This is a genomic window from Pseudomonas profundi (assembly GCF_008638305.1).
GTDB lineage: Bacteria > Pseudomonadota > Gammaproteobacteria > Pseudomonadales > Pseudomonadaceae > Halopseudomonas > Halopseudomonas profundi.
Genome location: NZ_VTPZ01000003.1, coordinates 278244 through 295533, shown reverse-complemented (window position 1 = coordinate 295533; position 17290 = coordinate 278244). Strand labels below are relative to the sequence as shown.

The 17290-nt window shown below is 56.0% G+C and carries 18 protein-coding genes; 4 read left to right on the top strand and 14 right to left on the bottom strand.

Going from position 1 to position 17290, the window contains the following annotated elements; translation table 11 throughout:
- From FZE95_RS06410 to mnmG, 9 genes are all read right to left on the bottom strand, one after another.
- The gene (locus FZE95_RS06410; protein WP_150300007.1) at positions 1-537 is read right to left on the bottom strand and encodes a F0F1 ATP synthase subunit delta; all 537 of its coding nucleotides are present in this window, start codon (positions 535-537) and stop codon (positions 1-3) included.
- A gap of 12 nt (positions 538-549) precedes the next feature.
- The gene (locus FZE95_RS06405) at positions 550-1020 is read right to left on the bottom strand and encodes a F0F1 ATP synthase subunit B (protein ID WP_150300006.1); all 471 of its coding nucleotides are present in this window, start codon (positions 1018-1020) and stop codon (positions 550-552) included.
- 91 nt (positions 1021-1111) lie between these two features.
- The gene (gene atpE, locus FZE95_RS06400) at positions 1112-1351 is read right to left on the bottom strand and encodes a F0F1 ATP synthase subunit C (RefSeq protein ID WP_150300005.1); all 240 of its coding nucleotides are present in this window, start codon (positions 1349-1351) and stop codon (positions 1112-1114) included.
- A 63-nt stretch (positions 1352-1414) separates the two neighbouring features.
- Positions 1415-2269, bottom strand: a complete 855-nt coding sequence (atpB, locus tag FZE95_RS06395) for a F0F1 ATP synthase subunit A (RefSeq protein ID WP_150300004.1) — start codon at positions 2267-2269, stop codon at positions 1415-1417.
- A gap of 14 nt (positions 2270-2283) precedes the next feature.
- On the bottom strand, positions 2284-2688 hold the full coding sequence (locus FZE95_RS06390) for a F0F1 ATP synthase subunit I (protein ID WP_150300003.1): 405 nt from the start codon (positions 2686-2688) through the stop codon (positions 2284-2286).
- Between the two features lie 201 nt (positions 2689-2889).
- A complete protein-coding gene (locus tag FZE95_RS06385) occupies positions 2890-3750 on the bottom strand; it encodes a ParB/RepB/Spo0J family partition protein (RefSeq protein ID WP_150300002.1) in 861 nt (286 codons plus the stop codon).
- Between the two features lie 21 nt (positions 3751-3771).
- A complete protein-coding gene (locus FZE95_RS06380; protein ID WP_150300001.1) occupies positions 3772-4575 on the bottom strand; it encodes a ParA family protein in 804 nt (267 codons plus the stop codon).
- 24 nt (positions 4576-4599) lie between these two features.
- On the bottom strand, positions 4600-5244 hold the full coding sequence (gene rsmG, locus FZE95_RS06375) for a 16S rRNA (guanine(527)-N(7))-methyltransferase RsmG (protein ID WP_150300000.1): 645 nt from the start codon (positions 5242-5244) through the stop codon (positions 4600-4602).
- 4 nt (positions 5245-5248) lie between these two features.
- On the bottom strand, positions 5249-7147 hold the full coding sequence (gene mnmG, locus FZE95_RS06370) for a tRNA uridine-5-carboxymethylaminomethyl(34) synthesis enzyme MnmG (RefSeq protein WP_150299999.1): 1899 nt from the start codon (positions 7145-7147) through the stop codon (positions 5249-5251).
- Between the two features lie 503 nt (positions 7148-7650).
- Between mnmG and FZE95_RS06365 the strand changes: the two genes are divergently transcribed.
- Positions 7651-8985 carry an amidohydrolase gene (locus FZE95_RS06365; RefSeq protein WP_150299998.1) on the top strand — a complete coding sequence of 445 codons (1335 nt, stop codon included), beginning with the start codon at positions 7651-7653 and terminating at the stop codon, positions 8983-8985.
- 42 nt (positions 8986-9027) lie between these two features.
- Here FZE95_RS06365 and mnmE read toward each other — a convergent pair whose 3' ends face one another.
- From mnmE to rpmH, 5 genes are all read right to left on the bottom strand, one after another.
- A complete protein-coding gene (mnmE, locus tag FZE95_RS06360) occupies positions 9028-10398 on the bottom strand; it encodes a tRNA uridine-5-carboxymethylaminomethyl(34) synthesis GTPase MnmE (protein WP_150299997.1) in 1371 nt (456 codons plus the stop codon).
- Between the two features lie 81 nt (positions 10399-10479).
- Positions 10480-12177: a membrane protein insertase YidC gene (gene yidC / locus FZE95_RS06355; RefSeq protein ID WP_150299996.1), complete on the bottom strand. Its 1698-nt coding sequence runs from the start codon at positions 12175-12177 to the stop codon at positions 10480-10482.
- A complete protein-coding gene (yidD, locus tag FZE95_RS06350) occupies positions 12174-12425 on the bottom strand; it encodes a membrane protein insertion efficiency factor YidD (RefSeq protein WP_218573654.1) in 252 nt (83 codons plus the stop codon). The genes yidC and yidD overlap by 4 nt, the downstream gene beginning before the upstream one ends.
- Complete coding sequence (rnpA, locus tag FZE95_RS06345) at positions 12418-12816, bottom strand: ribonuclease P protein component (RefSeq protein ID WP_150299994.1); 399 nt, start codon at positions 12814-12816, stop codon at positions 12418-12420. Before rnpA ends, yidD begins: the two co-directional genes overlap by 8 nt.
- 14 nt (positions 12817-12830) lie before the next feature.
- Positions 12831-12965, bottom strand: coding sequence for a 50S ribosomal protein L34 (gene rpmH / locus FZE95_RS06340; protein ID WP_105644045.1), 135 nt, complete (start codon positions 12963-12965; stop codon positions 12831-12833).
- 589 nt (positions 12966-13554) lie between these two features.
- Between rpmH and dnaA the strand changes: the two genes are divergently transcribed.
- From dnaA to recF, 3 genes are read left to right on the top strand one after another with little or no spacing between them, the layout of a single operon-like run.
- Positions 13555-15030, top strand: a complete 1476-nt coding sequence (dnaA, locus tag FZE95_RS06335; RefSeq protein WP_150299993.1) for a chromosomal replication initiator protein DnaA — start codon at positions 13555-13557, stop codon at positions 15028-15030.
- A gap of 52 nt (positions 15031-15082) precedes the next feature.
- On the top strand, positions 15083-16186 hold the full coding sequence (dnaN, locus tag FZE95_RS06330) for a DNA polymerase III subunit beta (RefSeq protein ID WP_150299992.1): 1104 nt from the start codon (positions 15083-15085) through the stop codon (positions 16184-16186).
- An 8-nt stretch (positions 16187-16194) separates the two neighbouring features.
- Positions 16195-17289, top strand: a complete 1095-nt coding sequence (recF, locus tag FZE95_RS06325) for a DNA replication/repair protein RecF (protein WP_150299991.1) — start codon at positions 16195-16197, stop codon at positions 17287-17289.
- The last annotated feature ends 1 nt before the right edge of the window (position 17290 follow it).

The following is a 17290-nucleotide window of genomic DNA, read 5'->3' as shown; positions in this document are numbered from 1 at the left end:
TCAGGATTTCAACGTTTCGGCCAGCTTTGCAAGCTTGCCGCGGACCGAACCGTCGATGACCAAGTCACCCGCACGAATCAACACACCGCCAATAAGGGCCGGGTTGATGGTCACATGGGGAGTTACTGTGCGGTCTAACCGCTTCGACAACGCGGTAGCCAGCGTTTTCTGTTGATCGTCATTCAGTTCGAAGGCGGTTTCCACCTCCACTGCAATGCTGCGATCGTGTTCCGCCTTGTGCTGCTCGTAGAGCTCGGCGATAACCGGAATCAGGAGCAATCGATCGTTATCAGCCAAAGCCCGGACAAAATTGCCGAACTCCGCGTCGAACTGACCTTCGCCAACCATGAGCAGGTCTTCAGCCTTGCGCTCTGCGGTCACTGCCGGATTGCGCACCCTATAGCCAAAAGCTGCATCGGAGACCACCGCACCCGCCAAAGCCAGCATGCCTGACCAGGCATCCAGCTTATTGGAGGATGAAGCGACTTCGAAAGCAGCTTTTGCATAAGGTCGAGCTAGCGTATTAGTAGTAGCCATAGCTCGCCTCGCTTAGAGTTGTGAGGCCAGTTTGTTGACCAGCTCACTGTGGGCCTTGGGATCCACTTCGGATTCCAGAATCTGCTCGGCACCCTGGATAGCCAGTACGGCAACCTGGGCACGAAGTTGATCCTTGGCGCGGTTCATTTCCTGCTCGATTTCGACCTTGGCAGCCGCAATCAGGCGCTCACCCTCGGAACGTGCCTGCTGTTTCGCTTCCTCGACAATGAGGTTGGCACTCTTGTTGGCCTGCTCGATGATCTGAGTAGCCTGTTCCTTGGTCTCACGCAGAGTCTGGGAAGCCTTTTCCTGGGCCAGGCCCAAGTCACGCTGGGCGCGGCCAGCCGCATCCAGACCTTCGGCGATTTTTTTCTGGCGTTCCTGCATGGCCTGGGTAATCGGCGGCCATACGTACTTCATGGTAAACCAGACAAAAATAGCGAAGGCAATCGTTTGACCAAACAGCGTCAGATTAATATTCACAGCGATTTACCTCGTGCTATTTCGTTGTATCCCGATGAACGAGACGATCATCTCCGGCAGGGGTTGCCTGCCGGGTTTCCGAATCGTCCGATCAGGCGCCCATACCAGGAGCGACAACGAAGATCAGGTACATCGCGATACCAACACCGATCATCGGCACGGCGTCGAGCAGACCGGCCATCAGGAAGGTCTTGGTTTGCAGGTTAGGCCCCAATTCAGGCTGACGTGCAGTGGATTCCAGCAGTTTGCCGCCCAGCAGGGCGAAGCCAATACCAGTACCCAGAGCGCCCAGACCGATCATGATGGAGGCAGCAATGATAACGAGTTCCATAATTACTCCTAAGGTTCAAGTTGAAGTTCAAGTTTATCGTTGGTTGAACACGGTTCCGGCTGCTCAGTGTGAATCCTCATGAGCAGCACTCAAATACACCACGGACAGCACCATGAAGATGAAGGCCTGTAGCGGAATTACCAGGATGTGGAAGATAGCCCACGGCACGTTCAAGCCCCACTGCAGATAGAAGGGCAACAACGCGATCAGAATGAATACCACCTCGCCAGCGTACATGTTGCCGAACAGTCGCAACGCCAGACTCAACGGCTTGGTCAGCAGGCCGAGGATTTCGAGGAACAGGTTAAACGGAATCAACGACCAGTGCTTGAACGGGGTGAAGGACAGCTCGTGAACGAAGCCGCCAACGCCCTTGATCTTGATGCTATAGAAGATAATCAGGATGAATACACCCAATGACAGCCCGAAGGTACCGTTCGGATCGGCTGTCGGGACGATCTTGAAGTAATCCAGACCCAATGCGTGGGCCAGACCCGGAATATAGTCCACCGGAATCCACTTCAGGGAGTTCATCAGGAACACCCAGACAAATATGGTAAGCGCCAGGGGTGCCACCAGGGGGCTTTTGCCGTGGAAGGTATCGCGCACGATGTTCTGGATGAATTCGACAACCATCTCGACCATGTTTTGCGCGCCAGTGGGCGTGTCGACCGTGGCCCGGCCAGCTACATAACGGAACAGACCGAGGAAGATCAGACCCATAAAGATGGACCAACCCAGGGTGTCCACGTGCACCGCCATGAAACCCATATCGGTTGCTTCGGCGCCGCTCCTGGCCAGGGTCCAGGTTGTTTCTTCGACGACACTGCCGTCCGCACGAACGTAGCCACCAGGCAGCTTACCGAAGGTAAGGTTCTGCAAATGGTGCTGGATATACTCAGCTGATGAAGTTGCCATATTTGCCTCAGACACTAATGCTTTGGAAAGCTTCTGACGATCAGCATTGCGCTGGCTCCCACTGCCAGCACCGCGAGGTAGCCGGCAAATAGCGCGGGGACCTCAAGCGGTTTCACTGCCAATAGCACCAGCACAAAAAGCGCTGCCGTCAATATCAGTTTGCCTGCCTCGCCGGAATACAGTTCGCTGACGATGGCACGGGCCGATCGAGCTCCGCTGTAGCGGTACACCCGATAGGCAAAATAGGCGTTGGGCACGAGGGCTATCATCCCTCCCAACAAAGCCGAGCAGGCGGAAACAGGGCCCTGGAAAATCCACAGGGTCAGCGCAACCAGCCCAGCCATAATTGCTTGTGCTACCAAAACCGGAAATGCGGGCAACCGATGAAACGGGGTTCTGTTGGGCGTTCTTGCGTCCATTTTCCCGCCTCGGTGATTAGCCTCGGCCTGATCTCCGGGTTAATTAATGCAATAAACTGGTGCAATTTGCTCCAGTCAAAACAGCGCGAGGAGTATAGGTGGATTAAACTCTGGGTTCAACAGGCACAGGGGAAATCCGTTTCGATTGCAGCAACCCTGCATTTCGTTGAGAAACTATTCCACCATCCGTGGCGCTACAACTCATTTAATGTGCATCAATACGCCATCAAGTTCGTCCAGCGAACTGTAGCTGATAACGAGCTTCCCCTTGCCCTTGGCGCCGTGCTGGATGCTGACGTTTGCGCCGATCCGCTCCGCCAAATCCTGCTGTAGACGCTCTATATCGGGGTTTTGACGCGTTTCGGATGCTTCACGCCGCGGATTCAACAGCTGCCTGACCAGTGCTTCGGCCTGGCGCACGGTCAAGCCCTTGGCCACTACCTGACGCGCTGCCTGGGTTTGCTGTTCCGCAGGCAAACCCAGTAATGCCCGGGCGTGACCCATCTCGATATCGCCACGCTCCAGCAACAATTTGACATCTTCTGCCAGGGACATCAGACGCAAGAGGTTGGTGATGGTTACCCGGGACTTGCCCACCGCGTCTGCCACCTGCTGCTGGGTAAGCTCGAATTCCTGTTGCAGGCGCTGTAGCGCGATCGCTTCTTCGATGGGGTTGAGGTCCTCGCGCTGGATGTTTTCGATGAGCGCCATGGCAATGGCGGCTTCATCGGGAACCTCGCGGATAACCGCAGGAATCGCATCCAGGCCAGCCAGCTGTGTAGCTCGCCAGCGGCGTTCGCCGGCGATGATTTCGTAACGGTCGCCTTCAATGGGACGCACCACGATGGGTTGCATGACGCCCTGAACCCGAATCGAGTTGGCCAGTTCTTCCAGCGCCTGGGGGTCCATGTCACGGCGGGGTTGGTACTTGCCGCGCTGAATCAAGTCAATCGGAATTTCCTTGAGCTGCTGGTCCTGACTGTCGACATCCTGGTTGGCGGGCAACGGTTGCCCCAGTAGTGCGTCGAGCCCTCGTCCCAAGCCGCGTTTCTTGACCGCCATGCCTGTATCGTCCTTTTCCTGTTATTCGGTTGCGTCTGTCACGGCTCGGGCTTTATCAGCCTGTTTACTGCGTCGGATCAGCTCACCGGCCATGGCCAGGTAGGCGACCGCGCCCCTCGATTGCTTGTCATAAGCGAGTGCTGGCATGCCATAACTGGGTGCCTCAGCGAGACGCACATTGCGCGGAATCACCGTTTTGTATAACTGGTCACCAAAATGCGTCGTCAGCTGCGCAGATACTTCCCGGGTAAGGCTGTTGCGCGGATCATACATGGTGCGCAGCAGGCCTTCGATTTGCAGCGACGGGTTCAGCTTCGCACTGATACGCTGAATGGTATTGACCAGAGCCGATAACCCTTCCAGTGCGTAATACTCACACTGCATCGGAATGATTACCGCATCCGCAGCCACCAGCCCGTTCACGGTGAGCATATTCAGCGAGGGCGGGCAGTCAATAAGAATGAAATCATACGCGTCGCGCACGGAAGCCAGTGCATTGCGCAGGCGATGCTCCTTGACCTGCGAATCCAGCAGCTCCACCTCCGCCGCTGTGAGGTCGCCGTTGGCTGGCAACAGGTCGTATTTACCATATTCGGAGTGACGCAGAGCTTCGCTCAATTCGCACTGACCGGTCAGCAACTCATACACCGAGTTCTCCAGATCAGCCTTGTCCACACCGCTACCCATGGTGGCATTGCCCTGGGGATCGAGATCAATCAGCAGCACCTTGCGCTTGGTAGCAGCCAGCGAAGCCGCCAGATTGACGCTGGTGGTAGTCTTGCCGACGCCGCCTTTCTGATTGGCCATTGCCAATACCTTTCCCACTCCGACCTCCTATCCGTTTCCAGGCTATGCCAATTCGGGCTGGATCAACCGTCGCAGTATCAGCAGATGTCGACTGCCTTGGCAACCGGGGACTGCTAATTGTTCGCTGCGCAGGACTTCGAAATCATCCGGCAAGACATTCAGCTCTTCATCGGGATACAAGCCTTTCATCGCCAGCCAGCGCGTCTGGCGATCACTCAGGTGGCGGGTCAGGTTGGCAAAATCCGCCATGGAGCTGAATGCCCGGGACACGATCCCATGAAACGCCGGCTCGGCTGAGAAGGCTTCCACGCGGTTATTCACCACCGCGACGTTCGCCAGTTTCAGCTCAACTTTGGCCTGCGTGAGAAAACGGGTTTTTTTGCCGTTGCTGTCGAGCAGGGTGAAATGCGCGTCCGGTCGCATGATTGCCAGAATCAGCCCGGGCATTCCGCCACCGCTACCCACGTCCAGCCAGCGATCGCCTTCCACGAAGGGCAGAATGCTGAGACTGTCCAGCAAATGGCGGCTGACCATTTCCGCCGGATCACGGACGGCGGTGAGGTTATAGGCCTTGTTCCACTTGTTGAGCAAAGCCAGGTACCCGAGCAGCTGCTGCGCCTGGTCGTTGCTCAAGGCGATATCCAGTTGCCGCGCACCTTCGGCGAGCTGCGTCGCGTGGTCGCTCATGCGTTCAGGCCTCCCTGGCCAGACCGCTTTTACCCACAGCGCTGCGTTTTTTCAGATGGATCAGCAGCAGACTCACGGCAGCAGGCGTTACACCCGGTATCCGGGATGCCTGGCCGAGCGTTTGCGGCCGCACGTCGGCCAGCTTGTGCTTGATCTCGTTCGATAGTCCGCTAAGCGCCTGGTAGTCCAGATCGAGCGGCAACGCGGTTTCTTCATTCTGGCGCAGACGGTTGATCTCTTCCTGTTGCCGCTCGATGTATCCAGCGTACTTGGCATGAATCTCGACCTGCTCCGCGACATCGGCAGCGATATCCACCTGGCCGGTGACTTCGCAGAGACCGGGATAGGTCACTTCGGGCCGGCGCAACAGATCGATCAGGCTGTATTCATGATTCAGCGGCGTCGCGAAGCGTTCCGCAAAAGCTCTGCCGCTGTCACTGGTCGGCTGCACCCAGGTAGTACGCAGGCGCTGCTGCTCCAATTCAATAGCGTTTCGCTTGGCACTGAACCGCTCCCAACGATGGTCATCGACCAGCCCCAGTTCGCGGCCTTTTTCGGTCAGACGCAGATCGGCATTGTCCTCACGGAGCACCAGACGGTACTCGGCGCGGGAGGTAAACATGCGATATGGCTCTCGCGTGCCCATGGTGATCAGATCGTCAACCAGTACGCCGATGTACGCTTCATCGCGCCGAGGACACCAGCTTTCCTGACCCTGGGCCCGGCGCGCCGCGTTCATACCTGCCAACAACCCTTGCGCAGCGGCCTCTTCGTAGCCGGTGGTGCCATTGATCTGACCGGCGAAGAACAAGCCGCCGATGACCTTGGTTTCCAGCGAATACTTCAGATCCTGCGGGTTGAAATAATCGTATTCGATGGCATAGCCGGGACGCAGGATATGGGCGTTCTCCATTCCCTTGATCGACCGTACCACCTGCAGTTGTACATCGAACGGCAGCGAGGTCGAAATGCCGTTGGGATACAGCTCGTGGGTTGTCAGGCCTTCCGGTTCGATGAAGACCTGATGCTGGTCCTTGTCGGCAAAGCGATGGATCTTGTCTTCGATCGATGGGCAATAGCGCGGCCCCACACCCTCGATAATGCCGGTGTACATCGGCGAGCGGTCGAGATTATTGCGAATGATCTCGTGTGTGCGCTCGTTGGTGTGGGTAATCCAGCAATTGACCTGTTCCGGATGTTCGCTGACATCACCGAGAAACGACATGACCGGAATCGGTGTGTCACCCGGCTGGGCAGTCATCTGACTGAAATCCACGGTCCGGCCATCGATGCGCGGTGGGGTACCGGTTTTCAGCCGATCGACGCGCAATGGCAATTCGCGTAGCCGTGCCGCCAGGCTGATGGCCGGCGGGTCACCAGCACGGCCTCCAGTGTAGTTATCCATTCCAATATGAATCAGGCCACCGAGGAAGGTCCCAGTAGTCAACACAACGTTGTCGCAATGAAAACGCAAGCCCATCTGCGTGACCACACCGCGAACCTGGTCCTGTTCGACGATCAGATCATCGCAGGCTTGCTGGAATATCCACAGGTTCGGTTGGTTTTCCAGAGCGTGGCGGATCGCCGCTTTGTACAGAACGCGATCAGCCTGCGCCCGGGTGGCGCGGACAGCAGGGCCCTTACGGCTGTTGAGCACGCGAAACTGAATGCCTGCCTGGTCAGTGGCGCGGGCCATGGCGCCGCCGAGTGCGTCGATTTCCTTGACCAGATGACTCTTGCCTATGCCGCCGATTGCCGGGTTGCAGCTCATCTGACCGAGCGTTTCAACATTGTGGCTCAGCAAGAGGGTCTTCGATCCCATACGGGCAGCCGCCAGCGCGGCTTCAGTACCGGCATGGCCACCGCCAACCACGATTACGTCAAATCGGCTCGGGAAATCCAACAGTGCACCTCGTTGCCAGGATGCAGCCCTGGCGTCGGAAAAAGGGGCTGATTATAGGCCCAGTGTCAAAAAAATGCAGCCCGCAGCTGTTTATTTTTTGAGCAAAGGCGTTGGCCCTGTAGAGGCTCCGGTTGTTAATACATATATCAAGACAAGTATTTAAAAAGCTTTATGTTAATACTGTATATGGTGAAGCACTTATCTGTGGATAACCGGATAAATCCTCGATCTATCAGTGATTTGAACGAAGTATAAGGTTGTGGCCGTCCTGCTGGTAACCCTTGTCCGGATGGGTCTGCTTCCTGTGTATAACCAGCGGTCTTATCCACAGGTCAGTTTCACCTCAAGTCATGCACAGGGTTATGGACCGGGCTCAGGCCCGGTTGTACACAGGGTTCAATGCCGCGTTTTCAGGTTGAGTATAAGTATTCAACTCAGCGGTGAAGAGCCATTTGTATCCATGAGCTAAGGTAAACAGACGCTAACCAAGCCGGAGCACTTTCATGATTCCCCATCGATTACTTCCCTTATCAGCCTCCTTGTTTTTGGCTGCCAGCATTTTCGCCGGCCACGCGCAGGCCGCGCCGGAAGAGGTACTGACCGATATCCGCAACCGAACGGACGCTGTCGAACAGCAATTGATTACCTGGCGTCGCGATATCCATCAACACCCCGAGCTTGGCGGTCAGGAGACCCGCACAGCCGCCCTGGTAGCTGAGCACTTGCGTGAGCTTGGTATGGAAGTGCAGACAGAGGTCGGCCGCACCGGCGTGGTCGGGATTCTCAAGGGCGGGCAACCGGGACCAACTGTGGCGCTGCGTGCGGACATGGACGCTTTGCCAATCGAGGAGCCGGACGGCTTACCCTTTGCCTCGCAGGCCACCGGCACGTATTTCGGTGACGAGACCCCGGTCATGCATGCCTGTGGCCATGACGCGCACACCGCGATGCTGATGGCAGCGGCGGAGGTGCTTACGGAGATGAAGGACGACCTGCCGGGAACCGTCATGTTTATTTTTCAACCGGCCGAAGAAGGATCCAGCCTGGTCAGGCCCGGAGAGGGAAAGAGTTGGGGCGCCGAGCTGATGCTCGAGGAAGGTCTGTTCAAGGATCACAAACCCGAGGCAATTTTCGCCGTGCACGTCATGCCCGGGAAGGCCGGGTCGCTGAGCTGGCGTACAGGTGCCAGCCTGGCGAGCAGCGACATGCTGGAGATCAATGTAAACGGGAAGCAGGGCCACGGAGGCATGCCCTGGAACACTGTAGATCCAATCGTGGCATCTGCGCAGGTCATCATGGGGCTGCAACCGGTGGTCAGTCGCAAGGCTAATCTGACCAAATCCCCTGCGGTAGTGACCATAGGCTCTGTCCATGGCGGATCCGGGCCCAATATTGTGCCCGAGCGGGTGGAGATGACTGGCACCATCCGCACCTATGATGAGGATGTTCGCGCGCAGGTCGGCCGAGATATCAAAACCAGTGCAGAGAAGATTGCCGAAAGCGCCGGCGCAACGGCGGAGGTCTCGATCATTCCGATGTATCCCCCCACCGTTAATGACGCTGATCTGGTCGAAATGATGGCACCCGTTCTGGAGCAGGTTGCCGAAAGTGGCACCAGCCAGGCGCCGCTACAAGGCGCAGCCGAGGATTTTGCCTTTTATGCGCAAGAGGTGCCTGGATTCTACTTTTTCCTCGGGGTTACGCCCCCAGACCAGGATCCAGCCGAGGCTGCACCCAATCACAACCCCGAGTTTTTCGTACATGAAGAGGCGCTGGTGGTGGGCGCCCGGGCCATGGCGTCAATGGCGGTGAGTTATCTACACCAATCCGAAGAGTGATATGTGCGCAGCCGTATGTTTTGCATGCGGCTGCGCAGCAGCTCACTTGCCGATACAGAAACTGGAGAAAATCCTGCCCAACAGATCGTCGGCACTGAAATCCCCGGTGATCTGACCCAGGGCCTGTTGTGCCATTCGAAGATCCTCTGCAAGCAGCTCTCCGGCGCCCATCAGGGTCAGCTGTCGATGCCCATGATCAAGATGCTCGCTAGCCTGCTCCAGCGCCTCCAGATGCCTGCGGCGAGCACTGAACAAGCTCTCCGCAGTCTGTTGATAACCCATGCAGGTTTTCAGATGCTCGCGCAGCAAGTCGATGCCTGCGCCCTGCTTGGCGCTCAGATGCAGTAATTCACTGCCGTCCTGGCCCTGCGTCTGGCCTACCGGCTCCTGCGTCAGGTCGGTCTTGTTGTAGATCAGCGTTACCTTGCCGGGGTCCGGCTGCTGCAGCAGAAACTCGGGCCATAGCTGATCGGGGTTCTGAGCTTCAGGCTGTGATGCGTCAACCACCAGCAAAATGCGGTCAGCCTCGTTTATCGCCGTCATGGCTCGCTCAACCCCGATTTTCTCCACCAGATCCTCGGTGTCACGCAGTCCGGCTGTATCGATGATGTGCAGTGGCATGCCATCGATGTGGATATGCTCGCGCAGGATGTCCCGCGTGGTGCCGGCGACATCCGTAACGATGGCGCTTTCGCGCCCGGCAAGCGCATTGAGCAGACTTGATTTCCCGGCATTGGGCCGACCCGCAATCACCACGTTCATGCCATCGCGCAACAACGCGCCCTGTCCGGCCTCGCTACGCACTTTTGCCAGCCTTTCACGTACGTCCTGCAGCTGGCTGAGTACATGACCATCGGCCAGGAAATCGATTTCCTCCTCCGGAAAATCGATCGCCGCTTCCACGTAGATACGCAGATTGGTGAGTGCTTCGGTAAGGCCCTGCACCCGCTGCGAGAAGGCGCCCTGAAGTGATTGCACGGCATTGCGCGCCGCCTGTTCGGAGCTCGCTTCGATCAGATCGGCAATGGCTTCGGCTTGGGCCAGGTCGAGCTTGTCATTCAGAAAGGCTCGCTCACTGAATTCGCCGGGTCGGGCCAGCCGCGCGCCGCATCCGATACAGGCCTTGAGCAGCAGATCCATGACGACGGGACCACCATGACCATGCAATTCGAGCACATCTTCGCCCGTGAAGGAATGTGGGCCCGGGAAGAACAGCGTCAGGCCCTGGTCCAGAGGCTGATCATCAGTCCAGAGCGTGCCGAAATGCGCATGCCGCGGTACCGGTTGCAATCGTGAAACCTGGCTGGCCACATCAAGCGCACCGGGTCCGGATACTCGCACTATGCCCACACCGCCTTGACCGGGAGCGGTGGCGATAGCCGCAATGGTGTCGGCGTGATAACTGCGATTCATGGGGCGCTCCTGAAGGAATTGCACGGATTATAGATAGCAAAACGCCCCGAAATCGGGGCGTTTTAAACGAGCTGCCAGTGATCAGGCCTTGGCTGCTGCGCCTTTTTCGATCTGGCGAGTAATGTACCACTGCTGCGCGATCGACAGCATGTTGTTCACTACCCAGTACAGCACCAGACCCGCCGGGAACCACAGGAAGAAGAAGGTGAAGATGATAGGTAGCATCTTCATCACTTTTGCCTGCATCGGATCCGGTGGTGCAGGATTCAGCTGCTGCTGGATGAACATGGTTGCACCCATCAGGATAGGCAGGATGAAGTAGGGATCTTTCTGTGACAGATCCACGATCCAGCCCAGCCATTCGGCCTGGCGCATCTCCACGCTCTCCATCAATGTCCAGTACAACGCGATGAATACGGGCATCTGCACAAGGATCGGTAGACAGCCACCCAGCGGATTGATCTTTTCCTTCTTGTACAGCTCCATCATCGCAGCCGACATTTTCTGACGATCGTCGCCATGCTGCTCACGCAATGCCTGCAGCTTGGGCGCCACGCGGCGCATGTTGGCCATGGAGCGGTAACTGGTCGCAGAAAGCGGGAAAAACACCAGTTTGATCAGAATGGTGAGCAGGATAATGCTCCAGCCCCAGTTACCGACAAAGCTGTGGATAAGACTCAGCACAAAGAATAGTGGCTGGGCGATCCACCAGAGGAAACCGTAATCAACCGTCAGCTCCAGCCCTTCGGAAATTTGCTCGAGACGGTCCTGAATCTTCGGGCCGGCATAGAAATCCGCTGAAATGGTGCCTTGTTGACCAGCAGCGACGCTGGATGCCGGGCTGATGAAACCGACAATGTAATTACCCTGGCTATCTTTGCGTGTCTGGTAGACGTTGCTCTGATCCGCTGCAGGTACCCAGGCGCTGACAAAATAATGCTGCAACCAGGCGATCCAGCCACCGTTGACCGGTTCGCGCAGACGTACGTCGTCCATATCACCGAGGCTGATTTTCTCGTAGGAATCATCCGCTGCCCAGTACGCCGCACCCAGATAAGTCGCCATGCCGGTCGCGCTGGAACTGGACGGATCACCGCTGCCATCGCGCTTGATCTGACCAAACAGGTTGCCGTTCCAGGTTGCTTCGCTCTGGTTATCGACAATGTACTCGACACCGATCAGATAATCGCCACGCGTGAAAGTGAAACGCTTGGTATAGCTGACATTGTTCTCTTCAAAACGAAGGTCGACGACCAGTGTGTCGTCTCCATCGTCCAGAACATAGGAGTTCTGCTCAACGCTGTACGTTGGCCGGCCGGCTTCGCGCGCATCCGGGCCATCCTGTCCGGCCAGTCCGCTCTGGGCGATATAGATACGGTTGGACGATTGTTCCAGTAGCTGGAATGGCAGGTCCGGCCGATCCTTGCGGGTCGGATAGCCCGGAAGAGACAACGAAACGATATCGCCGCCAACCGGATTGATGCTGACGTGGAGCTGGTCGGTTCTGACCCTGATCAACTCTGAGCCGGCAGCGGATTCAACCGGTGCACTGTCGTTCGCAGTCATAGGTGCACTGGCGTCAGGCACGTCATCATTGCCAGCTGTCTGGTTCTGATCTATCGCAGGTACATCCGGTAAATCGTTCTCACCACCAGCAGGAGCGGTGTCGGTGACAGCAGGCGGCAGGTCCACATCGCCATAGTCGTTATTCCACTGCAGCACCATGAGATAAGTAATCACGAGCAAGGCAGCTATGAGGATATTTCGTTGCATGTTCATGGTTTGTCGGCCATCTGGGAAGTACGGTGAGCAGGCTTTGACGGTACGGGATCGTAACCACCCGGGTTCCATGGATGACAACGAGAAAGACGTTGCGCACTCATTGCGCAGCCGCGAAGAAAACCGTGTTGCTCGATGGCTTCCTGGGCGTAACAGGAACAGGAGGGATAGAAACGACAATGACTGGCCATCAGCGGACTGATAGCGTATCGATAAATCTTGATCAGTCCGAGCGCGAGGTTACGCATTGGATGACGGAGATCCGGAACGGCGTGATTGATTCTGTTTGCCAGCCGACTTGATAAGCCGACGCCACATTTCTGAGAACAGCGAATGTAACGCCGCATTATCAATATCACCCAAGCCCCTGCGGGCCAGGACGACAATGTCCAGGTCTTCCAGTTCAGCACGATGATGTCTGAAGGAATCGCGTGCGATGCGTTTGACCTTGTTGCGATCTACCGCACGGCGGACATTCTTTTTGGCAATGACCAAACCCAACCTGCTATGGCTCAGGCCATTACGTCTGGCCAGCAACAACAAGTTAGGTCCCGAGGCCTTGCAAGTGGCTCCATCGAAGACGTTCTTGAATTGTGCAGGCGTAAGCAGCCTGTATTCAGGACCGAATCCGAGATCCACCTGTGATCCCGGGCTTAAGCTGACAGCTGCTTGCGGCCTTTCGCGCGACGACGGGCCAGAACGGCACGGCCGTTCTTGGTGGCCATACGGGCACGGAAACCATGGTTACGCTTGCGCTTCAAAACGCTGGGTTGAAATGTTCTTTTCATCTTCAGATACCTGATTGATTCATGCCAGAGCTGGTGAGCCCCTTCAAGGGACCGGTGATTCTAGAGAAGAAGGTCTGTTCGGTCAATTCGATTCGCATCCCATATTTAAAAAAACAATATAAGAGTAATTCTTTTTAAAAGATTGATGATGTTGATGTAAATGAGCAGCCACTTTTCTGTGGATAAGCCGCTCAAGGGCAATGACACTGCGCATTTCAGCGGAGCATAACCTGGTGCACAAGCTGTTTCGGAATGACCTCGACTGATGTGGACCTGCTGTGGATAACCAGGTCGGATATCCACAGGCCGTTTTCACACCCGGTTATCCACCCGGTTTTGGACAGAGTTCATCGCGGGTTGTACACAACCTTCAAGACCCCTGGTTTCGCTTGTTCGGCGTTTATATCGCTGCTTGTCGTTGCGAGAAACTGGCTTGTGGCATACCGCCGCAAACCATGGATCGGTGTGGATAAGTCGAGGGGTTCCAGCTAGAATACTGCCCCTAGGCAAAGCCAGAATGGCTGCACAGTGACGTGCACTGTTTTCATTCAAAAACAAGCCGCTAGGGTATAGCGCACCGGGGGATTTAGTGTCTGTTGCACTCTGGCAGCAATGCATCGATTTTTTACGAGATGAGCTACCTGCTCAGCAGTTCAATACCTGGATTCGTCCGTTGCAGGTAGACGGTGACGATCACGAGTTGCGGCTGTATGCGCCGAACAGGTTTGTTCTCGATTGGGTTAATGACAAATACCTCAATCGCATACAGGAGTTGCTGGATGATCTGTCGCAGGGGCAGGCTCCGTTACTGTCTTTATTGATTGGTAGCCGTCGCGCGACCTCCACCGGCAATGCTCAAAGCCCAGCGGTTCGGGCGGAGACAAATAGACAGGGGCCCGCTACTGCGACTGCCCCGGTCACGCCACGTACCCAGGTTATTTCCCAGGGCTTTCAACCCGAACCAACTGCGGACTCACCCCGACAAGCCGACTATGACCCGCATCCGCCGCAACGCGCCGATTCAGGTCCATCGGTCGTCAAGCACACAAGCTATCTCAACCGCAGCTTCACCTTTGAGAATTTCGTTGAGGGCAAATCCAACCAGCTTGCTCGGGCGGCAGCCTGGCAGGTGGCGGATAATCCCAAGCATGGTTATAACCCCTTGTTTCTATATGGCGGGGTCGGCCTGGGTAAGACACACCTTATGCATGCGGTCGGCAATCATCTTCTGAAGAAAAATCCGGCAGCCAAGATCGTTTATCTGCACTCGGAGCGCTTTGTCGCGGATATGGTCAAGGCATTGCAGATGAACGCCATCAATGATTTCAAACGCTACTACCGTTCAGTTGACGCCTTGCTCATCGACGACATTCAGTTTTTCGCCAAGAAGGAGCGCTCTCAGGAGGAATTCTTCCATACTTTCAACGCGTTGCTTGAAGGTAACCAGCAAGTCATTCTGACCAGCGACCGGTATCCCAAGGAAATCGACGGGCTTGAGGAACGTCTCAAATCGCGTTTTGGTTGGGGCCTGACAGTTGCTGTCGAACCCCCTGAGCTTGAGACTCGGGTCGCGATTTTGATGAAGAAGGCTGAACAGTCGCGGGTGGATCTACCCCATGACGCCGCGTTCTTTATCGCCCAGCGTATTCGCTCGAACGTCCGCGAGCTGGAAGGCGCATTGAAACGGGTTATCGCCAGCGCGCACTTCATGGGCCGCGACATCACTATCGAGTTGATTCGCGAATCGCTGAAGGATCTGCTGGCTCTGCGCGACAAATTGGTGAGTATTGATAATATCCAGCGAACCGTTGCCGAGTACTACAAGATAAAATTATCGGATCTGTTATCCAAGCGCCGCTCGCGTTCGGTAGCACGCCCGCGTCAGGTGGCCATGGCTTTGTCCAAGGAACTGACCAACCACAGTCTTCCGGAGATCGGTGACGCTTTTGGCGGACGCGATCACACTACGGTCCTGCATGCGACACGGAAAATTGCCGAGTTACGTGAAATGGATGCCGACATCCGCGAAGATTATAAAAATCTGCTCAGGACATTGACCACCTGATCAAGGTGATGCCTGGCAACCAAGCCATCCTGCACGAGGTCGAAGGAAGACAATGCAATTCACCATTCAGCGCGAAGCCCTGTTGAAGCCCCTGCAACTGGTGGCCGGTGTTGTAGAGCGGCGCCAGACTCTACCGGTGCTATCCAATGTTCTGCTGGTAGTCGACGGCAATACCCTGTCGCTCACCGGTACGGACCTGGAAGTTGAACTCGTCGGTCGCATCAATCTGGAAGAAGGCGCCGAGGCTGGCGAAATTACAGTCCCCGCGCGCAAACTGATGGATATTTGCAAGTCATTGCCGGACGACGCGACCCTCACGGTAAAGGTTGATGATAATAAAGCCGTGATCAAGGCAGGTCGTAGCCGTTTCACCCTGGCCACTCTGCCTGCAGCTGACTTTCCTAATGTCGAAGACGGCCCTGGCGCGATGAGTTTCGCGGTCGGCCAGAACAAGCTTCGTCGGTTGATCGAGCGCACCAGCTTTGCCATGGCTCAGCAGGACGTGCGCTACTACCTCAACGGCATGTTGCTGGAAATCAACAACGGCCAGTTGCGTTCTGTAGCCACCGACGGTCATCGTATGGCCATGTGTACGGTCGACGCCGGTATCGACTACCAGGAACGTTACCAGTTGATCGTTCCTCGCAAGGGGATACTTGAGCTGGCGCGCCTGCTGGGCGAGGCGGATGATCTGGTTAACATTACTCTGGGCTCGCATCATATTCGCGCGACGACGGGGGATTTCACCTTCACCTCCAAACTGGTGGATGGCAAATTTCCCGATTACGAGCGGGTACTTCCGCGTGGCGGCGACAAGGTGGTTCTGGCTGACAGGCAGACTATGCGTAACGCCTTTGCCCGTACGGCTATTCTGTCCAACGAAAAATATCGGGGGATTCGTTTGATGCTCAGTGAAGGTCAGTTGAAGATTCAGGCGAACAACCCTGAGCAGGAAGAAGCCGAAGAAGAAATTATTGTTGATTACTCAGGCGCTTCGTTGGAGATTGGCTTTAACGTTAGCTATTTGTTGGACGTGATGAACGTTTTGGGCAGTGAGCACGTGAAGCTGATCTTGTCTGACGCGAACAGCAGCGCGCTGGTGCAGGAGTCCGAGAATGACGACAGCCTGTACGTCGTCATGCCCATGCGTCTCTAACCCCAACAATGCCCCTTAAGCGCCTTGCCGTTACCGGGGTGCGCAATTTGCACCCGGTAACGCTCTTCCCTTCCCCCCGCATCAATATCATTTCTGGTCCCAACGGCAGCGGCAAAACCAGTTTGCTCGAAGCCGTTCATATCCTTGGTATGGCGCGATCATTCCGCAGCACCAAATTGCAACCGGTAATTCAGCACGAACAAGACGCCTGTACAGTGTTTGCTGAGGTTGTTCTGCATTCCGGCCAATCATGTTCCATGGGGATCACGCGGAACCGCCAAGCCGAATATCAGATTCGATTGAACGGTCAAACGGCGCGTAGCACAGCGCAGCTCGCTGAAACCCTTCCCTTGCAGCTCATCAATCCTGACAGTTTCAAGTTGCTGGAAGGTGCGCCCAAACAGCGCCGCCAGTACCTGGACTGGGGAGTGTTCCACGTGGAACATCGGTTCCTTCCCGCTTGGCAGCGATTGCAAAAAAGCCTCAAGCAACGGAATTCGTTGCTCCGGCGTGGTAGAATCGAGCGTTCGATGATCAGCCCTTGGGAGGCCGAACTGATACAGGCCGGTGAGCAGATCGATACGTATCGGCAGGTTTATCTCAAAAAGCTTAAGCCAGCCTTTGAGCATGTACTCGCTCAGCTGATCGAGTTGCCTGACCTTAAGCTGAGTTACTTTCGTGGCTGGGATAAGGATAAGGCGCTGAAGGCGGTGTTGGATGCTCAGTTCGAGCGCGATGTGCAATTGGGGCACACGCAAGCGGGTCCGCAGCGCGCCGATCTACGCTTGCGTATGCACAGCATGAACGCGGTTGACATACTGTCCAGAGGACAACAGAAGCTGGTTGTGTGTGCGTTGAAAATTGCCCAGGGCTATCTATTGCGGGATAGCGACAAGCTGAAGGATTGTGTATTTCTTATCGATGATCTGCCATCCGAACTTGACCAGCAACACAGGAAGTCGCTGTGTGCATTACTCGAAGCACTAGAGTGCCAGGTTTTTATTAGTTGCGTTGAGCCGGAACAGCTGGATGGCTGTTGGCAAGACGCAACACCTCGGGCCATGTTCCACGTGGAACATGGTCAAATTATACAGACCGAATGAC

What these genes read in the sequence shown, in the direction of transcription:
- FZE95_RS06410 (WP_150300007.1), bottom strand. Translation starts at nt 537, where the DNA reads ATGGCTACTACTAATACGCTAGCTCGACCTTATGCAAAAGCTGCTTTC.
- atpE (WP_150300005.1), bottom strand. Translation starts at nt 1,351, where the DNA reads ATGGAACTCGTTATCATTGCTGCCTCCATCATGATCGGTCTGGGCGCT.
- atpB (WP_150300004.1), bottom strand. Translation starts at nt 2,269, where the DNA reads ATGGCAACTTCATCAGCTGAGTATATCCAGCACCATTTGCAGAACCTT.
- FZE95_RS06390 (WP_150300003.1), bottom strand. Translation starts at nt 2,688, where the DNA reads ATGGACGCAAGAACGCCCAACAGAACCCCGTTTCATCGGTTGCCCGCA.
- FZE95_RS06385 (WP_150300002.1), bottom strand. Translation starts at nt 3,750, where the DNA reads ATGGCGGTCAAGAAACGCGGCTTGGGACGAGGGCTCGACGCACTACTG.
- rsmG (WP_150300000.1), bottom strand. Translation starts at nt 5,244, where the DNA reads ATGAGCGACCACGCGACGCAGCTCGCCGAAGGTGCGCGGCAACTGGAT.
- FZE95_RS06365 (WP_150299998.1), top strand. Translation starts at nt 7,651, where the DNA reads ATGATTCCCCATCGATTACTTCCCTTATCAGCCTCCTTGTTTTTGGCT.
- mnmE (WP_150299997.1), bottom strand. Translation starts at nt 10,398, where the DNA reads ATGAATCGCAGTTATCACGCCGACACCATTGCGGCTATCGCCACCGCT.
- yidC (WP_150299996.1), bottom strand. Translation starts at nt 12,177, where the DNA reads ATGAACATGCAACGAAATATCCTCATAGCTGCCTTGCTCGTGATTACT.
- yidD (WP_218573654.1), bottom strand. Translation starts at nt 12,425, where the DNA reads ATGCGTAACCTCGCGCTCGGACTGATCAAGATTTATCGATACGCTATC.
- rpmH (WP_105644045.1), bottom strand. Translation starts at nt 12,965, where the DNA reads ATGAAAAGAACATTTCAACCCAGCGTTTTGAAGCGCAAGCGTAACCAT.
- dnaN (WP_150299992.1), top strand. Translation starts at nt 15,083, where the DNA reads ATGCAATTCACCATTCAGCGCGAAGCCCTGTTGAAGCCCCTGCAACTG.
- recF (WP_150299991.1), top strand. Translation starts at nt 16,195, where the DNA reads ATGCCCCTTAAGCGCCTTGCCGTTACCGGGGTGCGCAATTTGCACCCG.